The organism is Microbulbifer litoralis, from assembly GCF_023634065.1.
Taxonomy (GTDB): domain Bacteria; phylum Pseudomonadota; class Gammaproteobacteria; order Pseudomonadales; family Cellvibrionaceae; genus Microbulbifer; species Microbulbifer litoralis.
The window spans coordinates 498,258-510,890 of record NZ_JALKCV010000002.1; the positions used below are offsets into that span (position 1 = coordinate 498,258).

Sequence of the window (12,633 nt, forward strand, 5' to 3'; positions counted from 1 at the left end):
AGCGAAATCCTATGCCACGGCGGGAGCCGCTGTCGAGTTACTCCGCGGGCACGGCCTTTTCCTCCAGCGGCCAGCCGCCCAGTGCGCGCCACTTGTTGACGATGCCGCAGAAGAGGTCGGCGGTTTTCTCCGCGTCGTACTCGGCGGAGTGGGCGGCGTTGTTGTCGAAGGGGATACCGGCCACCTGGCAGGCGCGCGCCAGTACAGTCTGGCCGTAGGCGAGGCCGGCCAGGGTGGCGGTGTCGAAGCAGGAGAAGGGGTGGAAGGGGTTGCGTTTGATGCCGCAGCGCTCCACGGCGGCGTTGATAAAGCCGAGGTCGAAATGGGCGTTGTGAGCGACGACCACGGCGCGGGTGCAGCTGTGCTTTTTCACCGCGGTGCGGATCTTGCGGAACAGTTCCGGCAGGGCGATTTCCTCGGGCCAGGCGTCGCGGTCCGGGGATTCCAGGTCGATGCCGATAAAGTCCAGCGCCGACTGCTCGACATTGGCGCCCTCGAAGGGCTCCAGGTGGAAGCTGTGGGTTTCGCACGGAAACAGTGTGCCGTCTTCATCCATATCCAGGATCACGGCGGAGATTTCCAGCAGCGCGTCGGTGCGGGAATTGAAACCGCCGCTTTCGAGATCCACCACCACGGGCAGAAAGCCGCGAAACCGCTGGGCTAACAGGCTTTTGGGTCCGGAGGGGTCTTCGGCGGGGGTCACTTGGGGTCCTTATCGGTTTCTGTGGTTGTAAGCAGATTCTGGGGCGGCCCTGCCAGCGAGATTCGTATGCGGGACACGCCGTGAATACATCCCTGTAGGCTTGTCCGCGAGGTCCCTCTCGCAGACAGTCCCGCAAACGAATCCCGCTAGCAGGGCCTTCGCATCGGACTGTAATGTTCTTTTCTTTCGGTGTCTTCGGCACAATTTTGGAGTCCCGAGTCCCGAGTCCCGAGTCCCGAGTCCCGAGTCCCGATCATACCAGCTGCCAGTTCAGCGTCTCGCCGGCGGCCAGCGGCACCAGTTGCTCGCTACCCATCTCCAGGCTCCGGGGCAGGGCCCAGGGCTTGCGTTTCAGGGTGATGCTGCCGTCGTTGCGCGGCAGGCCGTAGAAGTCCGGCCCGAACTCGCTGGCGAAGCCCTCGAGTTTGTCCAGCGCGCCGGCGCGGTCGAACACCTCGGCGTAGAGCTCGATGGCGCTGTAGGCGGTGTAGCAGCCGGCGCAGCCGCAGGCGGTTTCCTTTTTGTCTTGGGTATGGGGCGCCGAGTCGGTGCCGAGAAAGAATTTTGGGTTGCCGCTGGTGGCGGCTTCGATCAGCGCCGACTGGTGGTAGCCGCGTTTCAGTATCGGTAGGCAGTAGTAGTGCGGGCGGATGCCGCCCACCAGCATGTGGTTGCGGTTGTACAGCAGGTGGTGGGCCGTGATGGTGGCGCCGACACCGTCGCGCGCTTTCTGCACGAACTCGGCCGCGTGGGCGGTGGTGATATGTTCCAGCACGATTTTCAGGTCCGGGAAGTCGTCCACCACGCGTGACAGGATCTTCTCGATAAACACCTGTTCGCGGTCGAAGATATCGATATCGTGGGTCGTCACCTCGCCGTGCAGCAGCAGTTTCATGCCGCATTCCTGCATCGCCTCCAGTGCCGGGTAGATGTTGGCGATATCGGTGACGCCGGAGTCGGAGTTGGTGGTGGCGCCGGCCGGGTAGAGCTTGGCGGCGACCACGCCGGCCTCGAACGCCTGCCTGACTACCGCGGCGTCCGTCCTGTCGGTCAGGTAGATCACCATCAGCGGCTCGAACGGGTTGCCCGCCGGGATCTGTTCCTCGATGCGCAGTCGGTAGGAGAGGGCGTCCCCGGCGTCGACCACCGGCGGCACCAGGTTCGGCATCACGATGGCGCGGCGGAACTGGCGCGCCGCGTCGCCGACGGTGCGTTCGAGGGCGTCGCCGTCGCGCAGGTGGATATGCCAGTCGTCGGGGGCGCGAAGGGTGATCTGGTCCGTCATTTGGGTAATCTTTCGCCGGGGCTGGTGAGTTGCGGCGCAGATGCTAACCGAAGCACCGGCAAATTGCGATGCGCCGCAGTTTGTACATTAAATAACCATTATGCCCTTGTGGTCTTTCTGGCGCTAGTCGATCGCGGCATGAGGCGCTACAATCGCGCCCCGAAAAAAGGCAGCGCAGCTGCCGCTCCTGGGCACACCTCCAACAATAATCCCCCCAGACCGACACTGTTCCACCCGCTGCGGCAGTCAGCGCGGTGTGTTCAATGGCGGGCAGCACTTCCGGCAAACAAGGGTATCGAGCATAGTAATGAGCAAAATCGACAAGGTTGTATTGGCGTATTCCGGCGGTCTGGACACTTCGGTGATTGTGCGATGGCTGCAGGACACTTACGGCTGCGAAGTGGTGACGTTTACCGCGGATATCGGCCAGGGCGAGGAAGTGGAGCCGGCGCGCGCCAAGGCGGAAGCGCTGGGCGTGAAAGAGATCTATATCGACGACCTGCGCGAGGAGTATGTGCGCGATTTCGTCTTCCCGATGTTCCGCGCCAACACCATCTACGAGGGCGAGTATCTGCTGGGCACCTCCATTGCCCGCCCGCTGATTGCCAAGCGCCTGATCGAGATCGCCAATGAAACCGGCGCCGATGCCATCTCCCACGGCGCCACCGGCAAGGGCAATGACCAGGTGCGCTTCGAGCTGGGCGCCTACGCGCTGAAACCGGGTATCCAGGTGATCGCGCCCTGGCGCGAGTGGGACCTGACCTCGCGCGAAAAGCTGATGAGCTACTGCGAACAGCACAAGATCCCGGTGGATTTCTCCTCCGGCAAGAAGAAGTCCCCCTATTCTATGGATGCCAACCTGCTGCATATCTCCTACGAGGGCGGCATCCTGGAGGACCCCTGGGCCGAGGCCGAAGAGGATATGTGGCGCTGGAGCGTGAGCCCGGAGGCGGCGCCGGATCAGCCCACCTACATCACCCTGACGTTCGAGAACGGCGATCCGGTGGCGCTGGACGGCGAGCGCCTGAGTCCGGCCACCATGCTGGCAACCCTGAACAGGCTGGGCGGCGACAACGGCATCGGCCGCCTGGATATCGTCGAGAACCGCTATGTGGGCATGAAGTCCCGCGGCTGCTATGAGACGCCCGGCGGCACCATCCTGTTGAAGGCCCACCGCGCCATCGAGTCCATCACCCTGGACCGCGAGGTGGCCCACCAGAAAGACGAGCTGATGCCGCGCTACGCCAAGCTGATCTACAACGGCTACTGGTGGTCCCCGGAGCGGGAGATGCTGCAGGCGGCCATCGACCAGTCGCAGTCGGTGGTCAACGGCGAGGTGCGCCTGAAACTGTACAAGGGCAGTGTCACCGCGGTGGGCCGCCGCTCGGAAGACAGCCTGTTCGACGAACGCATCGCCACCTTCGAGGACGACGCCGGCGCCTACGACCAGAAGGATGCGGAGGGCTTTATCAAGCTGAATGCCCTGCGCCTGCGTATTGCGGCGGGAAAAGGGCGCGACTTGATCTGAGTCAGTTGCAGCGGGCGACAGGTGCGTTTAAATCGTCGCCCGCCGACCGTCGCGAGCTAGTGTGAAGGTATAGACCCGCAAATCCTGCGGCAGATGCCGTTCGTCCAGTGGAATCGAATTCTAAATAGCAACGGAAGTAACACAATGACGACAACCGTGGCAAAGACTGGCCCCGTGCCGGACTATGACTACAAAGTGGTACGTCAGTTCACCATCATGTCGGTGGTCTGGGGTATTTTCGGGATGGGTATGGGCGTGCTCATTGCAGCCCAGCTGGCGTGGCCGGAGCTGAACAACTTCTGGCAGCCGTTCAGCCACTTCGGCCGCCTGCGCCCGCTGCACACCAACGCGGTGATCTTCGCCTTCGGCGGCAGCGTGCTCTTCGCGACTTCCTACTACGTGGTGCAGCGCACCTGCCAGACCCGCCTCTGGGGCGGCTGGCTGGTGCCCTTCACCTTCTGGGGCTGGCAGGTGGTGATTATCGCCGCCGCCATCACCCTGCCGATGGGCCTGACGTCCACCAAGGAATACGCGGAGCTGCAGTGGCCGATCGACATCCTGATCGCATTCATCTGGATCGCCTACGCGCTGGTATTCTTCGGCACCATCGCCAAGCGCCGGACCTCCCACATCTACGTGGCCAACTGGTTCTTCGGCGCCTACATCATCACCATCGCCGCGCTGCATATCGTCAACAACCTGGCGATTCCCTATTCGTCGTTCATGGCCTACTCGCTGTTCTCCGGCACCACCGACGCCATGATCCAGTGGTGGTACGGCCACAACGCCGTGGGCTTCTTCCTGACCGCGGCCTTCCTCGGCATCATGTACTACTTCGTGCCCAAACAGGCGGGGCGCCCGGTCTACTCCTATCAGCTGTCCATCGTGCACTTCTGGGCGCTGATCTCCATCTACGTCTGGGCCGGCGGCCACCACCTGCATTACTCCGCGCTGCCGGACTGGACCCAGAGCCTGGCGATGGTGATGTCCGTGATCCTGCTGGCGCCGTCCTGGGGCGGCATGATCAACGGCATCATGACCCTGTCCGGGGCCTGGCACAAACTGCGCACCGATCCGACGCTGCGCTTCCTGGTGGTGTCCCTGTCCTTCTACGGCATGTCCACCTTCGAGGGGCCGATGATGTCCATCAAGACGGTCAACGCCCTGTCCCACAACACCGACTGGACCGTCGGCCACGTGCACTCCGGCGCGCTGGGCTGGGTGGCGATGATCTCCATCGGTGCCCTGTACCACCTGGTGCCGGTACTGTTCCACCGCAAACAGATGTACAGCGTCAAGCTGATCAACGCCCACTTCTGGCTGGCGACCGTCGGCACGGTACTTTACATCGCCGCCATGTGGGTCAACGGCATTACCCAGGGCCTGATGTGGCGCGCCTTCAACGCCGACGGCACCCTGACCTACAGCTTCGTGGAGAGTGTGATGGCGAGCCACCCGGGCTATATCGTGCGCTGGATTGGCGGCAGTTTCTTCCTGTTCGGCATGTTCCTGATGGCCTACAACGTGTTCCGCACCATCACCGAGAAGGAAAATGCCGCGCGCGGTGACAATACCGTGCCCATGGCGCAGACGGCTTAGGAGGTCAGACCGTGAAAAACCATGACATAGTAGAAAAAAACGTCGGCATTCTGATCGTATTCACCTGTATTGCCATCAGTTTCGGCGCCCTGGTGGAAATCGTCCCGCAGTTCTTTGTCGAGGCGAACAAGGAGCCGGTAGCCGGCCTGAAGCCGCTGCCGCCGATCGTGCTGGAAGGGCGCGATATCTATATCCGCGAGGGCTGCCACGTGTGCCACACGCAGATGGTGCGCCCGCTGCGCGCGGAAGTGGAGCGCTACGGCCACTACTCCATGTCCCAGGAGTATGTCTACGAGCACCCCTTCCTGTGGGGCTCCAAGCGCACCGGTCCGGACCTGGCGCGGGTCGGCGACCGCTACTCCGACGAGTGGCACCGCGCCCACCTGTACAACCCGCGCAACGTCGTGCCGGAATCCATCATGCCGGCCTATCCGTGGCTGTTTGACAATGTGGTCACCGGCGAGCACACCGCGGCCAAGATGCGCGCCCTGCGCGCCGCCGGTGTGCCCTATACCGATGAGGATATCGCCAATGCCGGCGAGCCCTTCGTCGGCGGGCGGGTGAAGGAAATCGATGCCCTGGTGGCTTACCTGCAGCAACTGGGTGTGCTGGTTCAGCAGAAACGCTAACGGAGTAGCAGCTCTTGGATATCAATACTTTGCGGGAAATCGCCGTCGTCCTCGGGGCCCTGGCTTTCCTCGGCGTCTGCTGGTGGGCCTTCTCGCCCAAGCGCAAGAAACGCTTCGAGGAGGACGCCATGCTGCCGTTCGCCGATGAGGAGAAATCCGAGCGCTCGGCGCGGCGCGCCGACAAGAACAGCGACGAAGCATCGACAGAAGACAAGGGCCCGTCTGCGGACAGCGACTCCGCCGGGACCGACAAAAAGGGGCAGGACAAACAATGAGTACATTCTGGAGTGTGTGGGTTATTGTGCTCACTCTCACCAACCTGGCACTGATCACCTGGGTGCTGTTCGCCAACCGCAAGGTGGCGGTGGACGACCAGCAGGATCCCGAGAACAAGACCACCGGCCATGTCTACGACGGCATCGAGGAATACGACAACCCGCTGCCGAAATGGTGGTTCATGCTGTTCGTGGCCACGCTGGTCTTCACCGGCATCTACCTGGCCATCTACCCGGGCCTGGGTAACTTCAAGGGCTTTGGCGGCTGGACTTCCGTGGGCCAGCTGGAGCGCCACCAGGCCGAGGCCCGCGCCGAGTTTGACGAGACCTACGGCCAATACGTGGAAATGCCCATCGAACAGATCGCGGAAAACCGCGAGGCACTGAAAATGGGCGCGCGGATTTTTGCCAACAACTGCGCTGTCTGCCACGGTGCCGACGGCGGCGGCAACTACGGCTTTCCCAACCTGACCGACAACGATTGGCTGCACGGCGGCACGCCCGACAAAATCCTGGAGACGCTGCACGAAGGGCGCAAGGGCCTGATGCCGCCCCAAGGGCCGGTGATCGGCGAAGAGGGCGTCAAGAACGCGGCCGAGTATGTACTGGCACTGAATGGTCTGGAGCATGATCCGGCCATGGCGGCCGAGGGCAAGGAAATCTTCGGCACCGTCTGCATGGCCTGCCACGGCGCGGACGGCAAGGGCAAGCAGGCCATGGGCGCGCCCAACCTGACCGACAATATCTGGCTCTACGGCAGCAGCCGCGAGCAGATCCGCCACACCATCCGCAGCGGTCGCAAGAATGAGATGCCTTCGCAGGCGGACAAGCTGCGCGAGGACAAGATCCGCCTGGTGGCGGCCTATGTCTACAGCCTGTCGCGGCAGGAAGAAGTGGAACAGTGATCGATCCACAGTGATGAATCACTAATTGGCAGGACGATAGGCGGGCAACCGCTACGGAAGGCGGCTCGCTTGCGACAGTATTGCAAGACGGTCACAGCACAGCCCGCCTATCGCCAGCCCGAAAATGGATTGCGGCGTACAGGGAAGAAAAAGAAAGGCCTCATGCAATAAGATCTGCCCGCTCGCCGTTTTGCGGCCGGGGCAAGGTGAGGTTTCGTGAGCGATAAAATTCCAACGGTGGAAGAACAGGACGGCGGCGGGGAAGTCCGCTACCGGATGTTGTACGAGTCCGAGGACAAGGTCTATATCCGCCATATCCGCGGTCTCTATACCCGTGTCCGCAAATACACCGGCCTGCCGCTGCTGCTCGGTTTCTTTTTTCTCCCCTGGTTGAATATCGAGGGCCGCCAGGCCGTACTGTTCGACCTGCCGACGCGCAAATTCCATATCTTCTGGACTTCCTTCGGTCCCCAGGACGGCTTCCTGCTGGCCTGGCTACTGATCATCGCCGCCTTTGCACTGTTTGCGGTCACCACCTGGCTGGGCCGGGTGTGGTGCGGTTTCACCTGCCCGCAGACGGTCTGGACCATGATGTTTATCTGGGCGGAACGGGTCTGCGAGGGCGATCGCAACAAACGCATGAAACTGGATGCGGCGCCCTGGAGCCTGGAGAAGGTGCTGCGCAAGGGCGGCACCCACGCCATCTGGCTCTTTATCTCCCTGGCCACGGCGCTGGCGTTCGTCGGGTACTTTTACGGTATTCGCGACCTGGTCCTGGACCTGGCGCGGTTCCAGGCCCACCCGCAGGGCGTTTTCTGGGTGGCCTTCTTTACCTTTGCCACCTATTTCAATGCCGGTTTTATGCGCGAGCAGGTGTGCAAGTACATGTGCCCCTACGCGCGCTTCCAGTCGGTGATGTACGACAAGGACACGCTCGCGGTCTACTACGACGCCAGGCGCGGGGAGACGCGCGGTCCGCGCAAGAAGGGTATCGACTACCGCGCCGAGGGCATGGGCGACTGCATCGACTGTTACTGGTGCGTACAGGTGTGCCCGGTGGATATCGATATCCGCGACGGTATGCAGTACGAGTGCATCAACTGCGGTCTCTGTGTCGACGCCTGCAACAGCGTCATGGACAAGATGGAATACCCCCGCGGCCTGATCCGCTTCACGTCCGAAGACGAGCTGGAGACCGGCAAGACCAACTACCTGCGCCCGCGCCTGTTCGGCTACGCGCTGGTGCTGGCGGCGATGATCGGTCTGTTCGCGCAGCAGGTGGTGACCCGCAGCCCGATCGAGGCGGAGGTGCTGCGCGATCGCGGCGCGCGCATGTTCCGCGAGTACCGCGGGGATATCCAGAACGTCTATACCGTCAAAATCAACAATATGGACCAGGCGCCGCACGAGTTTTCCATTCGCATCGAGGGCGAGCCCGGCTACGACTACTCACTGCGGAGGCCGCGCGAGATCTACCTGCAGGCCGGCGAGATCTACGCGGTGCCGATTCGCGTGAGTGTGCCCAAGGAGCAACTGCAAACCACCAAGCACGATATCCACATCGTCGTGCAGGCAGTGGACAAACCGGAGCTGATGGACCGGCACCAGACGGTATTTATCGGGCCCGAGCGGTAATTGCCGGGCCCGCGCGTCGCGCCCTGCCGAAGTGAGCACTGAAATCAAGATAAACACAATGACCGAAGAATCCAACAAACCCTGGTACCGCGAATTCTGGCTCTGGGTGGTCCTCTTCCCGCTGATCCTGACCCTGGTGGCCTCGAGCATCATGGTCACCATCGCCGTGCGCCACGCCGACGACACCGTCAGTGATACCTACTACAAAGACAGCCGCATGTATCACTACACCGCGGAGCAGGACGAGCGCGCCCGCGCGCTGGGGCTCGCCGGCATGCTGCAGTTCCGGCGCGCGGACAATGTGGTCACGCTGGACCTGGACGGCGAACTGGATTACCCGGAAAAACTGCTGCTGACCATGAGCCACCCGGTGGAGGAGGATATGGACCGCCATATCCTGCTGGAGCTGACCGGCGGTGGCCACTACACCGGAACCGTGCCCGGCGCGCTGCAGCACCGCTGGTACCTGCGCCTGATGCCGGAATTGAGTCCGCAGAAGCACCTGGACGCCGAGTGGCGCCTCAAGGGCGAGATCAATTTCGACCTGGGGCACGCCGCGCCGCTGAATCCCGCCGTGCGGCGGCCGTGAGCGGGGTTGCCCGATCGATGAGCGAACCGCGCCAGTCATGACTGCCACCGCCTGCTTCCACTGCGGCCTGCCGGTCCCCGCCGGCAGCCGCCACTCGGTTGTCATCGACGGCGCCGAACGGCCAATGTGCTGTCCGGGGTGCGAGGCGGTGGCGGGCGCCATCGTGGCCGGTGGGCTGGACAATTTCTACCGCTTCCGCGACAGCCGCAGCGAGCGGCCCGAGACAGAATCCCGCGACAGCCAGTGGGCCGCCTACGATCTCGTGGAAGTGCAGCGGCAATTTGTGCACGACGGCGAAGACGGGCGCAAAGTGGCCGGCCTGCTGGTGGGCGGTATCACCTGTGCCGCCTGCGTGTGGCTGATCGAGAAACACCTGGGACAACTGGACGGTGTCGAGCGGGTTTCCGTCAACGCCAGTACCCAGCGCGCACGCGTCGGCTTCGACCCGGGAAAAATCCGCCCGGCGCAACTGTTCGCCGAACTGGCGCGGATCGGCTACCGGCCGGCGCCGGCCACCGCCGCCAACAGCGAGCAACTGCTGCAGAGCGAGCGCCGCGCGGCGCTGCGTCGCCTGGGCGTGGCCGGTCTCGGCACCATGCAGGTGATGATGTTCGCGATCGCCCTCTATTTCGGTGCCAGCTCCGGTATCGACGGCGAGCTGCAGCGCTACCTGCGCTGGGTCTCGCTGCTGGTGGCCACGCCGGTGGTCCTCTATGCGGCGCGGCCGTTCTTCAGTGCCGCGCTGCGCAGCCTGCGCGGCCGCCACCTGAGTATGGACGTACCCGTTTCGCTGGCCATCGGCCTCGCCTACGGCGCCAGTTTTTACGCCACCGTGTTCAATACCGGCGAGGTGTATTTCGAATCCATCTCCATGTTCACCTTTTTCCTGCTGCTGGGCCGCACCGTGGAGATGCGTGCGCGCCACCGCGCCGGTCTCGCCAGCGGCGGCCTGGCGCAGTTGCTGCCGCTGACCGCCAACCGCGTCGACGGCCAGCGGCTCGAATCCGTACCGGTGGCCGCACTGGCGGTGGGGGACCGGATCCTGCTGCGCCCGGGGGAGACCATCGCCGCCGACGGCGAGGTGATCGAAGGGCGCAGCGGCGTGGACGAGTCACTGTTGAGCGGCGAGTCGGCGCTGCAGCCCAAATCCCGGGGCAGCCGGGTCTACGCCGGCAGCGTCAACGGCGACTCGAGCCTGACGGTGCGGGTCACCGCCGCCGGTAGTTCCACCCGCCTGTCGGCCATCGAGCGGCTGGTGGAACGGGCGCAACTGGAGAAGCCGCGGCAGGTGGCGCTGGCCGACCGCGTCGCCGGCTGGTTTGTGGGCCTGGTGCTGTGTGCGGCGCTGGTGGCTTTCGCAGTCTGGTGGCAACTGGACCCGTCGCGGGCCTTCTGGGTGGCACTGTCGGTACTGGTGGTGACCTGCCCCTGCGCGTTGTCACTGGCCACGCCGGCGGCACTGGCGGCGGCGACACTGCGACTGCAGCAACTGGGGCTGCTGGTGGCCGGCGGCCAGTTGCTGGAGACACTGCCGCGGCTGACCCGGACCGTATTCGACAAGACCGGCACCCTGACCCGCGGCGAGCCGCGCATTCTGCAGGTTCAACCGCTGCGCGACGGCGTCGCCGAGCAGCGGGTGGTGGATATCGCCGCGGCGCTGGAGTCCCGCACCGACCACCCGCTGGCCAGGGCGTTTCGCGCCTGGAGGGGCAATCTGCATGCTGTCGATGTCCAGGTGCATACGGGACTCGGTCTGGAGGGATGCGTCGACGGTGTGGATTACCGGCTCGGGCGCTCGGATTTCGCCGCCAGCCGGCCACCGGCGGTGCCGCAAGAGGAGGGGCAGTGGCTGCTGCTGGCGGATGCCAGCGGGCCGCTGGCCTGGATCGCCCTCGGCGATCGGCTGCGCACCTCGGCGCGGGATGCGGTGGCCGGACTGGAACGCGCGGGCCTGGCGGTAGAGCTGCTGAGCGGCGACCAGTCCGGCGAAGTGCAGCGGCTGGCGGCAGCCGCCGGTATCGGGCACTGGCGCGCCGGCGCCTCGCCGGAACACAAGCTCGAACACCTGCAGCAGCTGCAGCGGGATGGCGAGCGGGTGCTGATGGTCGGCGACGGTCTCAACGATGTGCCGGTGCTGTCCGGCGCCGACGCCTCGGTGGCGATGATGTCCGCCGCCGACCTGGCCCAGTCGCGCGCCGATGCCATCCTGCTGAGCGGCGACCTGCGCGTGCTGTGGCAGGCGGTGGCGCTGGCGCGTCGCTGCCGTACAATCGTGCGCCAGAACCTGGTCTGGGCGCTGGGGTACAATGCGCTGGCACTGCCGCTGGCAGTCTTTGGCCTGGTACCGCCCTGGGCGGCGGCCATCGGTATGTCGATCAGTTCGCTGGTGGTGGTGCTGAATGCGCTGCGCCTGTCCCGTCACGATGCCCCCCTCTCCCGTGAGAGAGAAGCCGGGAATGAGGGGCAGGCCGAAGGCCCCCTCTCTTCCAGTTAGCGGTACTCGAACATGGATAGCCTCTACTTCCTGATCCCGATCGCCATCATCTTCGTCGCCACCGCGGTCAAGCTGTTTTTCTGGGCCGTCAACAACGGCCAGTACGACGACCTGGAGACCGAGGGGCGGCGCATCCTGTTTGACGATGACGAACCCGCAGAGGCTCGTCGCGAGGACAGCGACGGTGACGGGGCGGGGGAGTGCTAGATGGGTGAGTGGGGGTTCGTCGCCGCGGCGCTGGCGATCGGTTTTCTCGGCAGTAGCCACTGTATCGGTATGTGCGGCGGTATCGCCGGCGCCCTGGGGATGGCCGTGCCGGGCCAGAGAACCGCCTGGGGGCAGTTGGCGGGCTACTCCGTCGGACGCGTCGGCAGCTATACCCTGATGGGCGCGCTGGCCGGTGCCCTGGGTGCCGCGGCCCTGCCGGCGCTGACCCCGCTGCGGCTGTTGGCCGGTTTCATGCTGGTCGCCATGGCGCTCTATATTGCCGGCTGGTGGCGCGGGTTGGTGTGGCTGGAGAAGGGGGGGGCCCATCTCTGGCGCTACCTGCAACCGTTGTCGGCGAAGCTGCTGCCGGTGCGCTCCGCGCCCCAGGCGCTGGCGCTGGGGTCGATCTGGGGCTGGTTGCCCTGCGGCCTGGTCTACAGCGCGCTCACCTTTGCCCTGGCGCAGGGCAGCAGCCTGCGCGCGGCGCTGGCGATGCTGGCGTTCGGGCTGGGTACCGTGCCGGCCATGTTTGCCACCGGCGCGGCGGCGTCGAAAGTGCGCGGCTTCGTGCAGCGGCCGGCGGTACGGCTGTTGTTTGCGGCCGCGATACTGCTGTTCGGGCTGTGGACGCTGTGGGGGGCCATGGGCCACGGTGCCCACGCCGGCCACGGCGCGATGGAAATGGCGCCGCAATCTTCCGAAGCGGATCAACACCACCACCACTGATCGGGTCTGGCGCTATTTTCATTTTTGTGGGCATTTGTCACTGTGAAGCTTCGCCGTA

The 12,633-nt window shown here is 64.5% G+C and carries 12 protein-coding genes; 10 read left to right on the top strand and 2 right to left on the bottom strand.

Annotated features, from left to right (window positions below):
• Positions 1-37 precede the first annotated feature (37 nt).
• Together rnt and pyrC are read right to left on the bottom strand one after the other, a co-directional pair.
• Positions 38-703, bottom strand: a complete 666-nt coding sequence (rnt, locus tag MWN76_RS05500) for a ribonuclease T (RefSeq protein ID WP_250460006.1) — start codon at positions 701-703, stop codon at positions 38-40.
• Between the two features lie 253 nt (positions 704-956).
• A complete protein-coding gene (pyrC, locus tag MWN76_RS05505; protein WP_250460008.1) occupies positions 957-1,988 on the bottom strand; it encodes a dihydroorotase in 1,032 nt (343 codons plus the stop codon).
• 307 nt (positions 1,989-2,295) lie between these two features.
• Between pyrC and MWN76_RS05510 the strand changes: the two genes are divergently transcribed.
• The 10 genes from MWN76_RS05510 (at position 2,296) to MWN76_RS05555 (ending at position 12,575) form a co-directional block, all read left to right on the top strand.
• On the top strand, positions 2,296-3,516 hold the full coding sequence (locus tag MWN76_RS05510) for an argininosuccinate synthase (RefSeq protein ID WP_250460009.1): 1,221 nt from the start codon (positions 2,296-2,298) through the stop codon (positions 3,514-3,516).
• A gap of 144 nt (positions 3,517-3,660) precedes the next feature.
• Positions 3,661-5,115, top strand: coding sequence for a cytochrome-c oxidase, cbb3-type subunit I (gene ccoN, locus MWN76_RS05515; protein WP_250460011.1), 1,455 nt, complete (start codon positions 3,661-3,663; stop codon positions 5,113-5,115).
• An 11-nt stretch (positions 5,116-5,126) separates the two neighbouring features.
• Positions 5,127-5,744 carry a cytochrome-c oxidase, cbb3-type subunit II gene (ccoO, locus tag MWN76_RS05520; RefSeq protein ID WP_250460013.1) on the top strand — a complete coding sequence of 206 codons (618 nt, stop codon included), beginning with the start codon at positions 5,127-5,129 and terminating at the stop codon, positions 5,742-5,744.
• Positions 5,745-5,758: 14 nt separating this feature from the next.
• A complete protein-coding gene (locus MWN76_RS05525) occupies positions 5,759-6,019 on the top strand; it encodes a cbb3-type cytochrome oxidase subunit 3 (RefSeq protein WP_250460014.1) in 261 nt (86 codons plus the stop codon).
• Positions 6,016-6,924, top strand: coding sequence for a cytochrome-c oxidase, cbb3-type subunit III (gene ccoP / locus MWN76_RS05530; RefSeq protein WP_250460015.1), 909 nt, complete (start codon positions 6,016-6,018; stop codon positions 6,922-6,924). The genes MWN76_RS05525 and ccoP overlap by 4 nt, the downstream gene beginning before the upstream one ends.
• A 216-nt stretch (positions 6,925-7,140) precedes the next feature.
• Positions 7,141-8,559 (top strand): cytochrome c oxidase accessory protein CcoG, encoded by a 1,419-nt coding sequence (gene ccoG / locus MWN76_RS05535; protein WP_250460016.1) that lies wholly within the window; start codon positions 7,141-7,143, stop codon positions 8,557-8,559.
• 58 nt (positions 8,560-8,617) lie between these two features.
• Positions 8,618-9,148, top strand: coding sequence for a FixH family protein (locus MWN76_RS05540; protein WP_250460017.1), 531 nt, complete (start codon positions 8,618-8,620; stop codon positions 9,146-9,148).
• Positions 9,149-9,185: 37 nt separating this feature from the next.
• Positions 9,186-11,642: a heavy metal translocating P-type ATPase gene (locus MWN76_RS05545; protein ID WP_250460018.1), complete on the top strand. Its 2,457-nt coding sequence runs from the start codon at positions 9,186-9,188 to the stop codon at positions 11,640-11,642.
• A 12-nt stretch (positions 11,643-11,654) separates the two neighbouring features.
• The gene (gene ccoS / locus MWN76_RS05550) at positions 11,655-11,849 is read left to right on the top strand and encodes a cbb3-type cytochrome oxidase assembly protein CcoS (protein ID WP_250460019.1); all 195 of its coding nucleotides are present in this window, start codon (positions 11,655-11,657) and stop codon (positions 11,847-11,849) included.
• Positions 11,850-12,575, top strand: coding sequence for a sulfite exporter TauE/SafE family protein (locus tag MWN76_RS05555; protein ID WP_250460020.1), 726 nt, complete (start codon positions 11,850-11,852; stop codon positions 12,573-12,575).
• Positions 12,576-12,633 lie beyond the last annotated feature (58 nt).